General features: G+C 64.0%; 18 protein-coding genes. 11 read left to right on the top strand and 7 right to left on the bottom strand.

The features are described 5' to 3' along the window. Positions 1-58: 58 nt before the first annotated feature. Positions 59-766, top strand: a complete 708-nt coding sequence (locus A9K71_RS10790) for an LssY C-terminal domain-containing protein (protein ID WP_066994473.1) — start codon at positions 59-61, stop codon at positions 764-766. A 94-nt stretch (positions 767-860) separates the two neighbouring features. Beyond that, the gene (locus A9K71_RS10785) at positions 861-2,174 is read left to right on the top strand and encodes a hemolysin family protein (RefSeq protein WP_066994470.1); all 1,314 of its coding nucleotides are present in this window, start codon (positions 861-863) and stop codon (positions 2,172-2,174) included. Between the two features lie 35 nt (positions 2,175-2,209). Here A9K71_RS10785 and A9K71_RS10780 read toward each other — a convergent pair whose 3' ends face one another. Next, the gene (locus A9K71_RS10780) at positions 2,210-2,632 is read right to left on the bottom strand and encodes a GNAT family N-acetyltransferase (RefSeq protein ID WP_066994467.1); all 423 of its coding nucleotides are present in this window, start codon (positions 2,630-2,632) and stop codon (positions 2,210-2,212) included. 36 nt (positions 2,633-2,668) lie between these two features. Here A9K71_RS10780 and A9K71_RS10775 point away from each other — a divergent pair, with 36 nt between their 5' ends. Next, positions 2,669-3,112 (top strand): gamma-glutamylcyclotransferase family protein, encoded by a 444-nt coding sequence (locus A9K71_RS10775; RefSeq protein ID WP_095801644.1) that lies wholly within the window; start codon positions 2,669-2,671, stop codon positions 3,110-3,112. A gap of 175 nt (positions 3,113-3,287) precedes the next feature. Here the strand turns inward: A9K71_RS10775 and A9K71_RS10770 are convergent, their stop codons facing one another. Continuing rightward, positions 3,288-3,893, bottom strand: coding sequence for an NADPH-dependent FMN reductase (locus A9K71_RS10770; protein ID WP_066994465.1), 606 nt, complete (start codon positions 3,891-3,893; stop codon positions 3,288-3,290). Positions 3,894-3,985: 92 nt separating this feature from the next. Here A9K71_RS10770 and A9K71_RS10765 point away from each other — a divergent pair, with 92 nt between their 5' ends. Beyond that, positions 3,986-4,354 carry a helix-turn-helix domain-containing protein gene (locus A9K71_RS10765; protein WP_066994462.1) on the top strand — a complete coding sequence of 123 codons (369 nt, stop codon included), beginning with the start codon at positions 3,986-3,988 and terminating at the stop codon, positions 4,352-4,354. Positions 4,355-4,835: 481 nt separating this feature from the next. Here A9K71_RS10765 and A9K71_RS10760 read toward each other — a convergent pair whose 3' ends face one another. Further along, the gene (locus A9K71_RS10760) at positions 4,836-5,231 is read right to left on the bottom strand and encodes an acyl-CoA thioesterase (protein ID WP_066994459.1); all 396 of its coding nucleotides are present in this window, start codon (positions 5,229-5,231) and stop codon (positions 4,836-4,838) included. Between the two features lie 188 nt (positions 5,232-5,419). On the opposite strand from A9K71_RS10760, the gene A9K71_RS10755 reads away from it, so the two are divergent. From A9K71_RS10755 to A9K71_RS10745, 3 genes are read left to right on the top strand one after another with little or no spacing between them, the layout of a single operon-like run. Beyond that, positions 5,420-7,036, top strand: coding sequence for a GMC family oxidoreductase N-terminal domain-containing protein (locus tag A9K71_RS10755; RefSeq protein WP_066994456.1), 1,617 nt, complete (start codon positions 5,420-5,422; stop codon positions 7,034-7,036). Continuing rightward, entirely contained in the window at positions 7,033-8,244 is a 1,212-nt protein-coding gene (locus A9K71_RS10750) for a mandelate racemase/muconate lactonizing enzyme family protein (RefSeq protein WP_066994453.1), read from the top strand. Before A9K71_RS10755 ends, A9K71_RS10750 begins: the two co-directional genes overlap by 4 nt. Next, on the top strand, positions 8,241-9,164 hold the full coding sequence (locus A9K71_RS10745; RefSeq protein WP_066994450.1) for an NAD(P)-dependent oxidoreductase: 924 nt from the start codon (positions 8,241-8,243) through the stop codon (positions 9,162-9,164). The genes A9K71_RS10750 and A9K71_RS10745 overlap by 4 nt, the downstream gene beginning before the upstream one ends. A 72-nt stretch (positions 9,165-9,236) precedes the next feature. Here A9K71_RS10745 and A9K71_RS10740 read toward each other — a convergent pair whose 3' ends face one another. Beyond that, positions 9,237-10,175, bottom strand: a complete 939-nt coding sequence (locus A9K71_RS10740; protein ID WP_066994447.1) for a diacylglycerol kinase family protein — start codon at positions 10,173-10,175, stop codon at positions 9,237-9,239. A gap of 828 nt (positions 10,176-11,003) precedes the next feature. Here A9K71_RS10740 and A9K71_RS10735 point away from each other — a divergent pair. Next, a complete protein-coding gene (locus A9K71_RS10735; protein WP_066994444.1) occupies positions 11,004-11,525 on the top strand; it encodes a hypothetical protein in 522 nt (173 codons plus the stop codon). Between the two features lie 65 nt (positions 11,526-11,590). Here the strand turns inward: A9K71_RS10735 and A9K71_RS32480 are convergent, their stop codons facing one another. Together A9K71_RS32480 and A9K71_RS32475 are read right to left on the bottom strand one after the other, a co-directional pair. Then, on the bottom strand, positions 11,591-11,875 hold the full coding sequence (locus A9K71_RS32480) for a hypothetical protein (RefSeq protein ID WP_245299581.1): 285 nt from the start codon (positions 11,873-11,875) through the stop codon (positions 11,591-11,593). After that, positions 11,826-12,212, bottom strand: a complete 387-nt coding sequence (locus tag A9K71_RS32475; RefSeq protein WP_245299580.1) for a cupredoxin domain-containing protein — start codon at positions 12,210-12,212, stop codon at positions 11,826-11,828. The genes A9K71_RS32480 and A9K71_RS32475 overlap by 50 nt, the downstream gene beginning before the upstream one ends. A 101-nt stretch (positions 12,213-12,313) precedes the next feature. Here A9K71_RS32475 and A9K71_RS30195 point away from each other — a divergent pair, with 101 nt between their 5' ends. Continuing rightward, complete coding sequence (locus tag A9K71_RS30195) at positions 12,314-12,460, top strand: DUF2314 domain-containing protein (RefSeq protein WP_348626987.1); 147 nt, start codon at positions 12,314-12,316, stop codon at positions 12,458-12,460. A 74-nt stretch (positions 12,461-12,534) separates the two neighbouring features. Here the strand turns inward: A9K71_RS30195 and A9K71_RS10725 are convergent, their stop codons facing one another. Then, entirely contained in the window at positions 12,535-13,578 is a 1,044-nt protein-coding gene (locus tag A9K71_RS10725; RefSeq protein WP_066994440.1) for a CapA family protein, read from the bottom strand. Between the two features lie 118 nt (positions 13,579-13,696). Here A9K71_RS10725 and A9K71_RS10720 point away from each other — a divergent pair, with 118 nt between their 5' ends. Both A9K71_RS10720 and uvrB read left to right on the top strand, forming a co-directional pair. Beyond that, positions 13,697-14,950 carry a hypothetical protein gene (locus A9K71_RS10720; protein ID WP_066994437.1) on the top strand — a complete coding sequence of 418 codons (1,254 nt, stop codon included), beginning with the start codon at positions 13,697-13,699 and terminating at the stop codon, positions 14,948-14,950. A gap of 118 nt (positions 14,951-15,068) precedes the next feature. After that, positions 15,069-18,146, top strand: a complete 3,078-nt coding sequence (uvrB, locus tag A9K71_RS10715; protein ID WP_066994434.1) for an excinuclease ABC subunit UvrB — start codon at positions 15,069-15,071, stop codon at positions 18,144-18,146. Positions 18,147-18,307: the final 161 nt, after the last annotated feature.

Raw genomic sequence — 18,307 nt, 5'->3', positions numbered from 1 at the left:
CCCAACCGGCCCAACACCGCATAGAGTGGGCCGGGCACAGGCTTGGGAGTGGTCTCTCGTGGGTGAGCGAAGCCTTAGGCGACGCGCGGCGATCTGGCTGGCGGCTTTCTGTGCTTTCTATCTTGGCTTTGCCTACCTTGCCGCGCCGGAATTCTGGACCTGGCGGGAGCGCGGCTTCCGCACGCAGCGCTTCGAGATGGTGACGCATACGCCGCAGGGCATTCCCGGCGACCCGATCAATGTTGGACTTGTCGGCACCGAGAAGGAGGTGGTCCACGCTTTTGCCGTGGCCGGCTGGGACACGGCCGACGCCGTCACGCTCAGGACAGCGATCGACATCGGCGAGAGCGTCCTGTTCTCCCGACCCTATCCCGATGCGCCGATCAGCCGCCTGCTGTTTGAAGGCCGCGCCCAGGACCTCGCTTTCGAAAAGCCCGTCGGCGACAGCGCCGACCGGCGCCACCACGTCCGCTTCTGGCAGACAAATACCGTCGGCGACGACGGCCGCCCGCTCTGGCTGGGCGCTGCCAGCTTCGACCGCGGCGTCGGCCTGAGCCACGACACCGGTGCCATCACCCATCATATCGGCCCGGACATCGACGCCGAGCGCAACTTGCTGATCGGCGACCTCAGCACCGCAGGCATGCTGACATCGTCCAGCGAGATCCCGGGGATCGGCGCGACGAAAAACGGCAGGAACGGCGGCGGCGATCCCTATTTCACCGACGGTATGGCGGTGGTTGGCGTGTTGAAGCGATTGCCCTAGCGCATCCGGCATTCTCGAAGCGGCAAACGGCGCAATTCGAAAAACGCCCAACCCGCTATTTTCGAATGCACCGCAGCAATGCTATTGACGCCGCATGCTATACGTCGAAATCGCCGTTGTGGCCGCCCTCATCCTGGTGAACGGCCTTTTGGCCATGTCGGAGCTGGCTATCGTCTCGTCGCGCCCGGCCCGCCTCAAGGCGATGATCGACCGGAATGTCAGGGGTGCCGGCCGCGCGCTGGCCCTCGGCTCCAACCCCGGCAAGTTTCTGTCCTCGGTGCAGATCGGAATCACCCTGGTCGGCGTCCTTTCCGGCGCCTTTTCCGGTGCCACGCTCGGCGAGCGACTGGCTCAATACTTGGTCTCGACCGGCATCCGCGAGAACATCGCCGACCCCATCGGCGTCGGCATTGTCGTCGCGGTCATCACCTACGCCTCGCTGATCGTCGGCGAGCTCGTGCCGAAGCAGATCGCGCTCAGGGATCCTGAGCGCGTCGCAGTCCGCGCCGCACCGGCGATGACCATGCTCGCCAAGGTATCGGCGCCGCTTGTCTTTCTGCTCGACATTTCCGGCCGCGCGGTTTTGTGGTTGCTCGGCCAGGCCGGCGAGGCGGAAGAGAAGGTCACGGACGAGGAGATCAAGATGCTGGTCGCCGAGGCCGAGCATCACGGCACCATCGAATCCGACGAGCGCCGCATGATCGCCGGCGTCATGCGCCTTGGCGACCGCGCCGTGCGCGCCGTGATGACGCCGCGCACCGAGGTCGACTGGATCAACCTGCAATCCGACGAGGCGGCCATCAAGCGGCTTCTGATGGAGAGCCAGCATTCGCGCCTGCCTGCGGGCGACGGCAATGTCGATGCCATGATAGGGGTCATCCAGACGCGCGACGTGCTGGCCGCCCTTCTTGCCGGCAGAGTTTTGGATCCGGGCCAGCATGTGCGCACCGCGCCAATCGTCCATGATCAGGCCGACGCGCTCGACGTGCTGCAAAGGCTGCGGGAATCGGACGTGCCGATGGCGCTCGTCCATGACGAATACGGCCATTTCGAAGGCATCGTCACGCCGGCCGACATCCTGGAAGCGATCACCGGCGTCTTCCGCTCGGACCTCGACGCGGGCGAGGAAGAGAACGCGGTCAAACGCGAGGACGGCTCATGGCTGCTTGCCGGCTACATGCAGGCTGACGAGATGGCCGAGGTGCTGGGCATCGACTTGCCGGAGAACCGCGACTACGAGACGGTGGCCGGCTATGTGCTGTCGCATCTGCACCACCTTCCCGCTACCGGCGAATGCGTGGACGCGCAAGGCTGGCGCTTCGAGGTGGTCGACCTCGACGGCCGGCGTATCGACAAGCTGATCGCCACCCGCCTGCCCGACGGCCACCGTCCGATGGCGCGCCGATAGCGAGCCTGGATCTGCCGGGTTTTCCCAACGTCCATTCAGGCCAGTTCGTTGCGAAGAAAGACGCGGGCCTGCCCATCGAACCCGAACGGAACGCGGCCGAATTCCAAATAACCGTGCCGGATGTAGAATCCAGGCGCCTGAAAGCTGCTTGTCTCCACGACGGCGCGTCTGCAGCCCCGCGCCTTTGCCTCCTCTTCGACGGCGGCAAGCAACCCGGCCCCGTAAGACAGACCGCGCAAATACGCTGGCACGAAAAACATGTCCAAGAACAGAAGGCCGAGCTCGGTCCTTCCCCATAGGCCGCCCAAAGCTTTGCCCGAGCCATCACACAATACGGCGCCTATGGGAATGCGGTCGTCCGTCCCTGTGATGGCGACGTTATAGCGGTAGAGCGCCGCGGCGGCCTCGGCTTTCGCGGCTTCGTCCGCAGACAGGATAATCGGGAATTCTTGAGTCATGCGGATTTGCACCTGCCCTGAACATGGCGAAAACGGATGAACTTCCAGCTTCGGCCGGCGTTCCGGAGAATGCTCGTCAACCTCTTCGTGTTCGGAACCTTGAAGAGAGGGTTTCCTCTTCACAAGGCGGGTTTGTCCGGGGCCGCGTGCATCGGTGCCTGCAGGACCCGTGAGCGTTTCCCGATGCTGATTGCCGGACCTCGCTTCGCTCCGATGATGTTCAATGAACCGGGTCTCGGCTTCCACGTCAGGGGCGAGCTCTACGCGGTCGACGACCGCGCCCTGGCCGGGCTTGACCGGATCGAATCCGTTGGCAAGCCCGGCAACCTGCGCGTCCCGATCGAGGTTGAGCCCATTGAAGGCGGTCCGCATGTCCTGGCGCAGGCTTACATGAAATCCCGCCGTCTCGCGGATCCCGTCCATTCGGGATATCTGGATTTCTACGACGATCGGCGTTTCAAACTTCACGCGAACGCCTAAGGTTGCGCCCGAAGGATGCCCAATTGAAATCCGACTTTCTCCAGTATGTCTGACATAAAAGCGGCAGCAGAGCGAAATCCTTGAGCGATCCTCTGTCGAACGACCGAGGCTTCCCCAAATAAAAGGGGCGGCGCAAGCGCCGCCCGTAGATGATATTTTGGGAGGATGAAGCGGCTTAAGCCGCCTGGGCTTCACTGGCGATCGCGTCGGCGGCGCGCGCCGCCTTCAGCACCTTCGCCCACCAGGCAACGTCATTGATGAGCGCCGCCGCCGCCTGGTTCAGATGTTCGATCTCTTCCAGCTTCTTGTCGCCCTGGCGGACCGCAAGGAAATCGCCCCAGGCGATGTGCACTGCCGACTTGACCGGCGCCATCTGCAGCTCGACGGCGATCAGGCGAAGCTGCTCGACGGCGCGCGAGCCGCCGACGCTGCCATAGCCGACGAAACCGGCCGGCTTCTTGTTCCATTCATTGGCGGCGTAATCGATGGCGTTCTTCAAGACGGCGGTCGGCGCGTGATTGTATTCGGCCGCGGTGAAGATGAAGCCGTCGAACTCGGCGACCTTCTTCTGCCAGCGCTGCGCCACCTCGTTCTGCGACGGCGCCCAGGCGGAGGATGCGACCTCATCGAAGAACGGCAGCGGCCAGTCGCGCAAATCAACGACTTCGACGTCGATATCGGCATGCGTCTTGGCAATCTTGGCGATCCACTGCGTCGGGACGTCGGCGAAGCGGGCGGCGCGCGTCGAACCGACGACAATGGCGATTTTGGGTTTGGACATAAGGGGGCTCTCCTTGCGGGGGAATTTCGGTATCGTTTGGATACCGGCGCTATATGTGATACTGACAAAGTGGCGCGCAAGGAGGCACATTTTTGTTACCGAGGCACCCGTACAACACTGAGGACTGCCGGGCCGTATCGGAAATCCTACAACGGGTCGGCGACAAATGGACCGTTTTGGTGGTCGGCAAGCTGGGCGGCGGACCGATGCGCTTCAATGAATTGCGCACGGCCGTCGGCGGCATCTCACAGAAAATGCTGACCATCACCTTGCGCGGCTTGGAGCGGGACGGCTTTGTCACGCGCAAGGTTTTTCCGACCATTCCGCCGCGCGTCGATTACGAGCTGACCGAGCTCGGCCACGAGTTGCTGGTGCCGGTTGGCGCGCTCGGCGAATGGGCACGAAAGAATACCAATCGAGTACGCGCGGCACGCGCGAAATTCGATGGCGAGCATCCCTGAAAGCCTTGAAGCTCAACGTGTTGCAAGCATCGCGTCGCAGCGCTGCTGACTGCGCGAGGAGTCTGCAGTCGTGTCTTTTTGACCTGTCGTATTCGGAGGGCACATCAACCTTTAGTGCCCCGCCCAACCCTGATGGCTTTGGTCGCGCCTGAGAGGAGCACTCAGGCTTTTGACGTGGTACTGCCACGGGGCGCCAAGGAGCAGACTGCGCACATCGCTCCCTGACTCTGCTCCGCCCCGAGGCCATGCATCCACACTGTGCGCAGGAGCTCTTTTTTCACTTCTGCATAGGCAGTTATGCCGAGCAGGCAGGTGAGTGCGAGAAGGGCTGCCACGAGCCAGCCGTTCAGCATGTGTTGACGCATTGTCTTTCCTCCAGCGGCACGCACCGTCGGGTGCGGAAGCAACCATCGGATGTCGTCGGACGCACGTCCCGCGCAAGAGTTGTTACAAATTTGCCTGTCCGGGGAATCGTTCGCCGTCAGCTTTCGGCTGGGACCGGCTTCGGCTTGCCGTCGCCGTCGAGCGCCACCATGACGAAATCGGCATGGGTGACCTTCTCCATCAGGTCGGCGAGATAACGCTGCGCCCAGGCCTCGACCTTGAGCGTCATCGAGGTGCGGCCGACGCGCTCGACATGGGTGTAGATGCAGAGCGTGTCGCCGATCTTCATCGGCTTGGCGAAGGACATCTCCTTGACCGCCGCCGTCACCACACGGCCCTTGGCCCGTTCGGCCGCGCGGATCCCGCAGGCCAGGTCCATCTGAGCCATCACCCAGCCGCCAAATATGTCGCCGGCGGCATTGGCATCCGACGGCATGGCGAGCGTCCTCAATGTCAGGTCGCCGAGCGGCTTTCCGTCCGCGTAGTGCACCATGAGGGATCCTCCAGCCGCTGCTTCCTGAAGCCGTACCAATGCCATCGCGATGTCGCAAGCTTTGCTGAAGGCGAAGGACGCGTCGCGGCTCGGTCGCTTTTTTCACAAGCCATGCCGGAAGCCCCAGCGACGACGTGAGCCGGCAATGTCTAGGGTAAGCGCCGGATCTCGGAGCCCGCCCGCGCATCATGCAGACTTATGATTTCATTATCGTCGGCTCCGGCTCGGCCGGTTCGGTGGTCGCGGAAAGGCTCTCGGCCTCGGGCCGCTTCTCGGTCTTGGTGCTTGAAGCCGGCGGCAGCGATCGCCGCTTCTATGTCCAGATGCCGCTCGGCTACGGGAAGACCTTCTTCGATCCGGCCGTCAACTGGAACTACAAGGCCGATCCCGATCCCGGCCTCGGCAACAATGCCGACCACTGGCCGCGCGGCAAGCTGCTCGGCGGCTCGAGCTCGATCAACGCCATGGTTTTCATCCGCGGCGCGCGCGAGGACTTCGATGCCTGGGCCGCCGCCGGCAATCCGGGCTGGAGCTATGACGACCTGCTCCCCGCTTTCAAAGCGTTGGAGGACAACGAGGCCGGCGCCGACCAATGGCGCGGGGTCGGCGGCCCCTTGCACATCACCGATTGCTCGAATGCGGTGCATCCGCTGACCAAGCGCTATCTGGCGGCCGCCCAGCAGGCCGGACTGCCGTTAAATCCGGATTTCAACGGCGCCTCCCAGGAGGGCGTCGGCGTCTACCAGATCACCACCAGGAACGGCCGCCGCATGTCGGCCGCCCGCGCCTTCCTGCGACCGGCGATGAAGCGCAACAATGTGCGCGTCGAGACCAACGCGCTGGCGACGAAAATCCTGTTCGAGGGCAAGCGCGCCGTCGGCGTCGAGTACCAGCAAAACGGCGAAACCAAGAGGGTCCGCGCGGGCCGCGAGGTGATCCTCTCCGGCGGCTCCGTCAACTCGCCGCAACTGCTGCAGCTCTCCGGTGTCGGCCCGTCGGCGCTGCTCGGCGATCTCGGCATCCCGGTCGTCCACGCCAACGACAATGTCGGCGCCAACCTGCAGGACCATGTCGGCATCAACTACACCTTCAAGGGCAAGCCGCCGACGCTGAACCAGATCCTGCGGCCATGGTGGGGCAAGCTGCTGGTCGGCATGCAGTACATCCTGCTGCGTTCCGGTCCGCTGTCGCTGTCGATGAACAATGCCGGCGGCTTCTTCCGCACCGACCCGTCGATGGCGCGGCCGAACATGCAGCTCTATTTCCAGGCCTTCTCGACCGTCATCCCGAAGAGCGGCGAGCGCCCGATCCTGACGCCCGATCCGTGGCCGGGCTTCTCCATCGGCCTTTCCAATTGCCGGCCGTCGAGTCGCGGCGAGATCATGATCCGCTCGAAGGATCCGCGCGACTATCCGAAGATCACCGCGAACGCCTATTCGACCAACGCCGATGTCGACGAGATGCTGGCGGCGGTGAAGTTCGTGCGCAAGATCGCCTCGATGCCGGCGATGGCGGAGATCATCGAGGAAGAAGTTTTGCCTGGCCCGTCAATCACTTCCGATGCCGATCTGATTCAGGATTTCAGGAAGCGCTCGGGCACCGTCTACCATCCCGTCTCGACCTGTCGCATGGGTCCGGACGCTTCGCGCGCCGTCGTCGATCCCCGGCTTCGGGTGCATGGGCTCGAGGGCTTGCGTGTGATCGACGCATCGATCTTTCCCGACAACATCACGGGCAACACCAACGCCGCCGCAATCCTCACCGGATGGAAAGGCGCCGAGCGGGTTCTGGAGGATCAGAAATGAAAGTCACCGACGTCAAGACCTGGGTTGTCGGCAACCCGCCGCCCGGCATCGGCGGCAAGTATTTCATCTTCGTCAAGCTCACCACCGATGGCGGCGTGGTCGGCTATGGCGAGGCCTACAACGCCACCTTCTCGGCGCATGTCACTGCCAAGATGATCGAGGATATGGCCGAGCGCTACCTCATCGGCCGCGATCCGCACGATATCGAGAACCTCTTCCGCCGCGTCTATTCCTCCGGCTTCACCCAGCGTCCCGACGTTTCCGGGATGGGCTGCTTTTCGGCACTCGAAATGGCCTGCTGGGACATCATCGGCAAGGAGGCCGGCAAGCCGGCCTACAAGCTGCTCGGCGGCCAGGTGCACGAGACGCTGCGCTCCTACACCTATCTCTATCCGCACACCGGCAGCGTCCATTCGGAAGACGCCCGGGGCCAGAACGTCTACAACGATCCCGACATGGCCGCGGCCTGCGCTCTGGAATATGTCGAGCAGGGATTTAACGCCGTCAAGCTCGACCCGGCCGGGCCTTACACGGCCTATGACGGCCATCAGCCGCGCCTGATCGACATCGACCTCTCGGCGCGCATGATCAAGGCGATCCGCGAGGCGGTAGGCACCAGGGCGGACATCCTGTTCGGAACCCATGGCCAGTTCACCGCCTCCGGTGCGCTTCGTATGGCGCGTGCAATCGAGCCCTACGATCCGCTGTGGTTCGAGGAGCCGGTGCCGCCGGACATGCCCGAGGTGATGGCGCAGGTCGCTCGCGGCACATCGATCCCAATCGCCACCGGCGAGCGGCTGACGACGAAATTCGAATTCGCGCGCGTCATCGAGAACCGCGCCGCAACCATCCTGCAGCCGGATCTCGGCCGCTCCGGCGGCATTCTCGAAACCAAGAAGATCGCCGCCATGGCCGAGGCTTACCACATCCAGGTGGCGCCGCATTGCTATTGCGGGCCGATCGTCGGCGCCGCCAACATCCAGCTTGCAGTGACTCTGCCCAACTTCCTCATCCTGGAATCGCTGAAGCAGTGGGACGGTTTTCACGCCACGCTGCTCAGGAAGAAGATCGAATGGCAGGATGGCAACGTCATCCCGTCGAAGGAGCCAGGCCTCGGTGTCGAGCTCAACGAGGAAGTCTGCGACGCGCACCCCTATAGCGGCAAAGACCTGCATCTGCAGATGATGCAGACGCCGCTGATGCCGTGACCGCGCGCCTCGCCTACGCCTTCATCGGCCTTGGTCATCTCGGCGGCAACCTTGCCGCCAGCCTGCTGCGCCACGGCTTCGCTGTTGCCGTTTTCGATCGTGACCCAGCGGCGGTTGAGCGTTTGGTCGCGCTTGGCGCAACGGCGGCGGCGAGCCCGGCGGAGGCCGCGACCCGCGCCGGCAATGCGATCACCTGCCTGCCCTCGCCGAAAGTGAGCGAAGCTGTGCTCGCCGGTTCTGACGGATTGCTGGACGGCCTGGCCGCCGGCGGCACCTGGATCGAAATGTCGACCAATGGCCGCGACGAGATCCTGCGGCTGGCCGCACTTGCTTCGGCGAAAGGTGTCGAGACGCTGGAATGTCCGGTCACCGGCGGCGTGCACCTGGCGGCGGCAGGAAAGATCACCGCGCTGGTAGGAGGGGACGCCGCGCTCTACGAGCGCCACCGGCCGGCGATCCAGGCAATGTGCGCCAAATCGTTCCTGATGGGACCGGTCGGCTCGGGGGCGGTGATCAAGGTCATCACCAACATGCTGGCCTTCATCCATCTGGTCGCCGCCGGCGAGGCATTGATGCTCGCCAACCAGGGCGGGCTCGACCTCGCCCAGGCCTATCACGCCATCGTCGCCTCTTCCGGCAACAGCTTCGTCCACGAGACCGAAAGCCAGCTCATCCTGAACGGCTCCTACGACATCGGCTTCACCATGGACCTGGCTTTGAAGGATCTCGGTTTCGCGTTGGGCATGGCCAGGGATTTTCGCGTGCCGCTGCAACTGGCACCACTCGTCAACCAGATTTTCGAGGTCGGCAGGCAGAAGTATGGCGGTGGCGCCTGGTCGACCCAGATCGTCAAGCTTCTGGAGGATGCGGTCGGCACGGAGCTTCGCGCGCCAGGCTTCCCGGCCAAGCTCGAACTGTAATCCGCCAAAACTTTAGCCAGCTATTTCAATCGCCTAATCACACCGGCGGAATCAAACCTTCAGGCAGGTGATTCAACACCTGAGCGTCAATGCGCCGGGCAATATCTCGAAAGTTGCCGGAATCCGACCTGGCGACTCGCCGTCTATGTCGACCAGCGCTCCGTTCTTCTCAACGTCGCCCAGCGGTTCGACCAGCACCTTGCGACCGCGCAGGATGGTGATCGCCGGATGGTTGCGGTGGCGCCCGCCATAGAGGAGACGGATGTCGCGGATCAGCCCAAGCTTGCCGGCGGCGCGCAGGATGACGACATCGAACTGGCCGTCGGACAGATCGGCGTCCGGCGCGATCATCATGCCGCCACCGAAGAATTTCCCGTTGGCTACCGCCACAAGCGCCATGCGCGCCTCGACCGGCTCGCCGTCGTCTATGGTGATCCTGACCTCCTGGAAGCGATAGCGGATGAATTCCAGCACTGTGCGCCAGAAGAAAAGCGCTTTGGCCGAGACCCTGCCCTTGCGCTTGTCCGCATTGACCGCGCGATCGGTGGCACCGGAGAGGCCGAGGCTGGCGATGTTGATGAAGTGACGGCTGGCGAGCGCGCCGTGGTCGTCGATGTAGCAGACGCGGCCGGCATCGACCTTGCGCGCGCCGGCGCCGGCGATACGCGCCAGTGCTTCCTCGATTTCGTCGGGCAGGCCGAGCCCTCTGGCGAAATCGATACCGGTGCCGCAGGGCAAAAGGCCGAGCGCGCTGGTTCGGCCGGTCTCATGCTCTGCCTGCAGCAGTCCGTCCGCCACCTCGCTGGCGGTGCCGTCGCCGCCGGCCGCGATCACCAGATCGCACCCGCTGGCCGCGAGGTCGATTGCCAATCGCTCGGCGTCGCCGCTGGTCTGCGTCTCGCGCAGCTCGAAATCGCCGAAATGCCTCTTGAGCGATGCGGCGGCTTCGGACCAATGCCGCTTGAGCTTGCCCCCTCCCGCTATCGGATTGAGAACCACCCCGACCTTCAACCTGATCTCCCCCGAGGCATATTGCGTGGAAGCGCAAGGCGACTCGGCTGATGCAGCGCCACAGCACTTTGCCGGCATTCAAACGCGGGCCGACTGGCGGGGCAAGACTCATCGTCGAAAGGACCGCGGAAAATGGGGGCAGGCTGTCTAAGGCGTTCGGCCCGCAAATTCCGAGACTTGTCGCATCGGTCCCCGATAATCCCGCTATCCACAGGTCCGCGTCTATTCCGCAAATTCCTTACCCGGCATACATTGAACCCATCTCAGGCGGCTACCGAACGCTCCGGCCGAAAGGCAGAAGCGCAAGGCGGATTTCCTGAGGCCCGTACGGCCCAGAACGAGAGCAGGTTCGCCTGCTGGAGGGACGGATGCCGAGACCTACGGGGTGCCGCGGAAAGCGTGCGAACGCCGACGGCGGACCGATGCTGCCATGAAGGCGGGTGAAACCTTCGATGGTGCGCCGGCAAAGCCCGCAAGGGCGGAGATCGGCGTGGTCTGGAACGGACGCTGCCTTCGGGTGGCGACTGGCAGGACCGTCAAAATCAAGGCCGGCCTGGCGCGACGACTTTACGGAAGTTGCTGCCGTAACCGGTTCCTGATCTGACAGGGAGGCGCTGGGAGCAATCCCAGCGCCGACTGTCTTTTGGGCTGCCCCTTCACCGGCCCTTCCCAGCGTCCGGCACCGCCCCAGCATCTGCCACTGATGCTTCCCCGCCACAGTCGCAAGCCAAGCAACGCGCCGACACGCTGAATTCACAATCGCGGCCAAATCCCGCCTTGTTCCCCGGCGATTGATCGCCTGGGAACGAAGTTCAAAGGGACAAGACCGTGATCAAGACCGCCCTTGTCGCCATGACCATTGTCGGCTGCGACTGCGACGCCAAGCTCTGCGAGTATATCGGCGAGACTCCCGCCAAATGGGCGACGATTGCCGACTGCGAAGCGGCGATGAAGAGCCAGATGCTGCATCAGCGCAATTTCAATTATCCGCTGGTTTCCGGCATCTGCCGCACCAAAGGGTCGGCATCGACTTCGGAGCTCGCAGCCAATGCGTCAAGGCCGGAGCTGAGGCCGCCGAACCGCGTCGTCGAACCCATTGCCCCATTGCCGCCCGAGCTCAGCCGTCGGCCGAGCGTCCCGGTCGGCACGACGGTGACGGCCAGCGAGACGGAAGCCGCGCGGCCTGTTGCCTTCGAGGCCGCGGTCGACGGCGGCAGCGCCGTGCTCTATCGCACCAAGGCTGGTTATGCCGTGGTCAAGACCGATCTCGGCCGCGCGGCCAACGCGACGGTGGACATGGCAAAGCGATCGGCGAACTGGCTGGCGGGACTGGTGCCGAGCGGGCTGTAATCCAGCACCGGAAGCGCAGGAAACTGGTATTCCAGGGGCCGGCATCACTTGAATATCAGCGCGCCTTACAGTTTGACCTTCAGCGTCTGCCAGAATTTGTCGATCATCGGTTGCTCGGTTGCGGTGTCCTGATCGCCGATGCGCGTGATGAACAGCAGTCCCTGATCGGCAAGACCGAAGCCGACGATCTCAAAATCGGCTTTGTCGGTACGCGTCTTTACGGTGGCCTTGATGCCGATCAACTGCTTGCCGTCGGCGAGCTTGCGGGTCGTCGGCTCCTGCGACAGCGTGCCGCCCGCCTCAACCGTCTCCTTGGTCATCTCCTGCAGCATCAGCTGATTGAGCGACACTGGATTCATCTTGCCGTATTCCTGCACCACGACGACGGGTGCCGAGGGCCGAGGCAGCGAGGTATTGGGTGATGCTCTCGCCGAGATCCGTCTTGGTGACGGAAATGCTGCTCGGATGAACAAAGGAAAACGTGCCGCCTGAGAAAGTGGCGAAGTCGTTGCGGTCGAGCCGCACCCTGGCCGTCTTGCCGCCGGGCAAGGTCACGTCTGCATCCTCGCCGGGATCGATTTCGACCGCCACGCCATCGATCGTCAGCTTGAAAGCTTTCAGATCTTCGGCGCGGGCCGAGGACGCACCAAGAATGATCATCGCGATCGCCGTGGCAGCAAGTTTCATTCGCATGTCCTGTCTTCTCCGGCGCTCGGCGCTTTCGACTCTTTGACGACCGGGAGCGCTTCCGTTCCCGTTACCATCCGCTCGTCGTATTCGGCCAGAACATCGAATTCTCCAAGGACGATATCTCCGACTGGGGATACACCAGGGACGGCCATCAGGTCGGCAGCTTCACCGTCTGCGTGATGTTCAAGAAAATGTCCAAGGAAGAGGCGGACTACATGCGCACCCAATACGGCTTCGACTGCTGAACTGCATCCAACGCATTACAGCTGCATTTGCGGCAAGCTCGCCGCGGCCAGTCGGTCCGGTCAGAAGTCGGCTGTCAGCCGGAAAAGATCGCGCTCAGGCGTTCGGTAACCTTGCGCTTCAACAATCCCTCCTCCAGCGCCTCCACCGGCACCAGCCGCTCATGGCCGCCTTTGGCGAGGCGCATGAAGAAATGCAGTTTGTAAGCGGCAATCTTGCCTCGCGCGGCTGCGTCCGTGCGGACGTCGACGACCAGGATCGAACCGATGCGGCCGGGCCATGGCTGCCTGGCAAAAGCCGTGCCGAGGAAGTCGCCGAGACCGTAGGCGACGAGCGCATCGCCGATGCGCTCGAGCGGCTGCACGACATGGGCGTGGTGGCCGGCAATCAGCCGGACGCCGTGGCCCACCAGCCGTCGCGCCAGCGCCCGCGTCGCTGTTTTCGGAAAATGTCGGAATTCCCAGTCCCAATGCGGCACCGCGCACAGCAGGTCGACGTCCGCGAGGACCCCGAGCGGCCATTCGGCCGGATCGCCCGCCATGCAAATCCGCGCCCGAAATTCGGCCTCGTCAGCGTTGCGCCAAAGCGTGAACGCGGCGAAGCCGATCGTCAGCGGCCCGGCGGCCTGGTGTTGGACCAGGCCGCCGGCTGTGGTGCCGATGGTGCGGATGCCGACCCGCTTCAGCGCCGCCACCGTCTCGTCGAAGCCGGCAACGCCCTGGTCGAGGACATGATTGTTGGCGAGCGACAGCACGAGCCTGTCACGGGCAATGCCGACGGCTGCCAGCGAATCCGCCAGGAAGCGTTCGCTCATCGCGTGATGCGTGCCAAGCCGCGTGCCCGCCACCGCGCTCGGCCGCTCGACGATCGGGCTTTCGCAATTGCCGACCACGAGATCGGCCGAAGCGAGCAGCGCCGCGATCGCAGGGTCGCATTCCGGCACCCTGCGATTGGCGACCGCCGACAGGTCGCCGATGAAGGCAAGCCGCACAGTTTGCGTTGGCCCCGGCACCATCAGCGTCGCTGCCGGCGCCGCGAAACCGTTTCTGTCGCCGCCAAGCGACGGCTTCAGAAAACGCGGCAGCCACGACAATTTGTAGGAGAGCGGATAATTCGACACGCGATGCCCAACCGTTTGCCATCGTGTGTAGACCGTCTACGCGATAGGAGAAAGCTGCAGGCGAAGCGCCGCAAATCCGTATATTGTGGCTGGCGGGATTGGGACGGGAGGATCCATCGTGAAGCGACTGTCGGGCCTTGTGGCACTCACACTCTTGCTGCTCCTGCCGTTTGCTTACGCCAAAGCGGCTAGCCCCGACCCGGCCGCCCTGTTCGAGGCGAAGACCGTAGCGGATCGGAATACTGCCTTGGCGGCACTGGAGGCGGCGGCACCGGGCGATCCGGCATCGGCCTATGCCGCCGGCGCCGGCGAATTCTTTACCGCGCTGGAAATCCTGGCCAGCGGTCTGCATCGGCACGGTTTCGAGAGCCCGCAATCCTTCATGCTACCGCTGATGCGGCTGCCCGTGCCGGACAATCCCAGTCCCGAGCCGCTGACCTACGAAAAGTTCCGCGCCATTTTGATCGCTTTCCGCGACCGTCTGGAGAAGTCCGCCGCCACGCTGGGCTCGGTGCCCGCCGACGCCGCTATCGGCATAGTGGTCGACCTCGCTCACGCCGGCATCGATCTCAACGAGGACGGCAACATCGCGCCTGACGAAAGCATCGCCGCGATCATGGCCTCGCTCTCACGCGGCGGCGTCGACGCAAGCGATGCCGCCCCTTCGCTTACCTTCCGCTTCGACCGCGCCGACGGTTTCTGGCTGCAAGGTTACGCCGAGTTCCTGATGGCGCAGGCCGATGTCTGGCTGGCGCATGATTTCAGAGCCATGTTCGACGGCTCTTTCCACATGCTGTTTCCGCACGCGAAACTGCCGCTGCAGGACGCGCTGGTCCCGCCGGATGGCGGCATGAGCGGCAGCATCTTCGCCTCGGAATGGCGCTTTGCCGACTTCATCTCGCTGGTGCATCTCGTCAACTGGCCGGTGATCGAGCCGGAGCGCCGCAAGGCGGCGCGCCGTCACCTGCTGGAGATGATCCGGCTTTCGCGCGAGGACTGGAAAGCGATACGCGCCGAAACCGACAATGACCGCGAATGGCTGCCGGGACCGCAGCAGAAGGGCGTCAACCCGCTCACCGGCCTCGAGGTCGGCGAGGCGCAATTGCAGGCATGGCTTGCCGCCCTGACCATGGCTGAGGACCTTCTTGAAGGCCGCGTGCTGCTGCCGCATTTCCGCATCATCGGCAAAGGCATCAACATGAAGCGCTTCTTCGACGAGCCGAAACCTTTCGACCTCGTCCTGTCGATCACCGGCACGGCCATCGCGCCTTATCTCGAAAGTGGAAAAATCCTCACCAGCGACGATTTCAATCAGATTCAGCGCGAGTTCGGCGGCGCCGGCTTCCTGACCTTCGCGCTGTGGTTCAACTGAAACGAAACGGCGCGTGCGACATGCCTCCTGACAGCCTTCTGTCAGCAGGCTCGGCAGCGCGCACCCGGCATTTCACTCCGCTCTTTCCATTTCGGCCGAGTCCTCCCATATTCGGGCCATGGCCAAACGCACCGACAAGAAAACGCCCTCGCCGGCGCAAGAGGGCGCGCCGAAACGGCGCAGTCCGCTGACCGAATTCCTCGACGCCGCCGAGCCCCTGGAGCGCGGCGGCTTCGCCGAAGCACCGCAAAGCGAGTTCTCCGGCGCGCCTCTCACCGGCTCGATCTCCGATTGGGCCGGGCAGATCGAGCGCGAGGCGCAAAAGCAGCCGAAGGCTAAAGCGCCGAGGAAGGTCCCCGAGCGCTCTGCTGCGCCCGGGCGCACGGCGCGCGGCACCTCGATGGGCGGCGCGGCATCGGCGAAAGAACGCGCCGCCGCCGGCCTCAACCCGGTGGCCGGTCTCGACATCAGCCTGGAGGACGCCGAGCAGGTTTCCTCGAGCGGTGTGACCGCGACCGTCGCCGCACTGTCGAGGCTCATCGAATCCGGCAATCCGCTGCATAAGGATGGCCAGCTTTGGACGCCGCACCGGCCTGCCCGGCCGGAAAAATCGGAAGGCGGCATCGCCATCAAGATGGTGTCGGATTTCGAGCCCGCCGGCGACCAGCCGACCGCCATCAAGGACCTTGTCGAGGGTGTCGAGCAAAGCGACCGCACCCAGGTGCTGCTCGGCGTGACCGGCTCCGGCAAGACCTTCACCATGGCCAAGGTGATCGAGGAAACGCAGCGCCCTGCCCTGATCCTGGCGCCGAACAAGACGCTGGCCGCGCAGCTCTACGCCGAGTTCAAGAAATTCTTCCCCGAAAACGCGGTCGAGTATTTCGTCTCCTATTACGACTACTACCAGCCGGAAGCCTACGTCCCGCGCACCGACACCTATATCGAGAAGGAATCCTCGATCAACGAGCAGATCGACCGCATGCGCCACTCGGCGACGCGCTCGCTGCTGGAGCGTGATGACGTCATCATCGTCGCCTCCGTCTCCTGCATCTATGGTATCGGCTCGGTCGAGACCTACACGGCGATGACCTTTCAGATGCAGGTCGGTGACCGGCTCGACCAGCGCGCCTTGCTTGCCGACCTCGTCGCCCAGCAATACAAGCGCCAGGACATCAACTTCGTGCGCGGCTCGTTCCGCGTGCGCGGCGACACGATCGAGATCTTTCCGGCCCACCTCGAAGACCGCGCCTGGCGCATCTCGATGTTCGGCGACGAGATCGAGGCGATCACCGAGTTCGATCCGCTGACCGGCCAGAAGACCGGCGAGCTGAAGAGCGTCAAGATCTACGCCAATTCGCACTATGTGACGCCGCGGCCGACCTTGAATCAGGCTATCAAGTCGATCAAGGAAGAGCTGCAATACCGCCTGCAAGAGCTTGAAAAGGCTGGCCGTCTGCTTGAAGCGCAACGTCTCGAGCAGCGCACGCGCTTCGACCTCGAGATGCTCGAAGCGACCGGTTCCTGCGCCGGCATCGAGAATTATTCGCGCTATCTCACCGGTCGCCAGCCGGGCGAGCCGCCGCCGACCCTGTTCGAATATGTGCCGGACAATGCGCTGATCTTCATCGACGAGAGCCACGTCACAGTGCCGCAGATCGGCGGCATGTATCGCGGCGACTTCCGCCGCAAGGCGACGCTGGCCGAGTATGGCTTCCGCCTGCCCTCCTGCATGGACAACCGGCCGCTGCGCTTCGAGGAATGGGACGCCATGCGCCCGCTGTCGATCGCCGTCTCGGCGACGCCGGGCGGCTGGGAGCTCGACCAGTCCGGCGGCGTCTTCGCCGAGCAGGTCATCCGCCCGACCGGGCTGATCGACCCGCCGGTCGAGGTGCGCCCCGCCAAGAGCCAGGTCGACGATGTCGTCGGCGAAATCCGCGAGACGACCAGGCTGGGCTACCGCACGCTGGTCACGGTTCTCACCAAGCGCATGGCCGAAGACCTCACCGAATATCTGCATGAGAACGGCATTCGAGTCCGCTACATGCATTCCGACATCGACACGCTGGAGCGCATCGAGATCCTGCGCGACCTGCGCCTCGGCGCCTTCGACGTGCTGGTCGGCATCAACCTGCTCCGCGAAGGCCTCGACATTCCCGAATGCGGCTTCGTCGCCATCCTCGACGCCGACAAGGAAGGTTTTTTGCGCTCCGAGACCTCGCTGATCCAGACGATCGGCCGCGCCGCGCGCAACGTCGACGGCAAGGTCATCCTCTACGCCGACCAGATCACCGGCTCGATGGAACGGGCGATGGCGGAGACCAACCGCCGCCGCGAGAAGCAGATGGAGTGGAACGCGGCCAACGGCATCACGCCGGAATCGGTCAAGTCGCGCATCGCCGACATCCTCGATTCCGTCTACGAGAAGGACCACGTGCGCGCCGACATCTCGCAGTTCACCGACGATGCCGGCGCCATGATCGGCAACAATCTGAAAACCCATCTCGAGGCGCTGGACAAGCAGATGCGCGATGCCGCCGCCAATCTCGACTTCGAGAAGGCCGCCCGCATCCGCGACGAGATCAAGCGGCTGCGGGAGATGGAACTGTCCATCTCGGACGACCCGCTTGCCCGCTACGCCGATATGGAAAGCCCGGTTTCCGGCCGCGAGAAAGGCAGGCACAACAAGGGACGTGCGGTGCACCGCTCCGTCGATGACGACGCCAAGGGCCTGTTCCGCAAGCCGCATCTCGACGAGATGGGCGCCGACGGCGCGGTGCCGGTGAAGAATCCGCTTTTCGCCAAGCCGTCGATCGACGACATGGGACCGGGCACCGACATGCCGACGCCGGCTGGCGCGGTCTCGCGTTCGCTGTTCAAGAAGCAATCGGCGCAGGAAGCGCATGGCTCCGACTTCGGCATCCCGGGCGACCGCACCGGGTCGCTGTTCCGCAAGAACTCGCTCGACGAGATGACGGTGCGCCGGACCGAAAAACCCGTCGAAGGAACGGTGCCTACGAAGCCACGGCCAATCTCCCCCCTTGTGGGGGAGATGTCCGGCAGGACAGAGGGGGGCGCGAAGGAACGCGACGATAAACCCATCGTCCGCCAGCGCTCTGGCATCGGCTCTTACGAAGACCCAGCCGATGAGCGCCGTCAAAAGCGCCGGCCGAGCAAGACTGGGCGGCCGGGGCACTGATTTCTGAAGAGATTGATATGTTGCCGGCGGGACAGCGCTCTGTCCTGCCGGACATCTCGCCCACAATGGGCCCACAAGAGGGGAGATCGGTAGGTTCAGCGCCCCCGCTCTGTCCTGCCGCCCCTTGCCATGCCCCCTCCCCAGGTGTACCAGTTTCCCCA

It is taken from the genome of Mesorhizobium sp. WSM3873 (assembly GCF_001672445.1).
Lineage (GTDB): Bacteria > Pseudomonadota > Alphaproteobacteria > Rhizobiales > Rhizobiaceae > Mesorhizobium.
The sequence above is the reverse complement of the archived record's forward strand: the minus strand, read 5'-3'. Positions and strand labels throughout refer to the sequence as shown.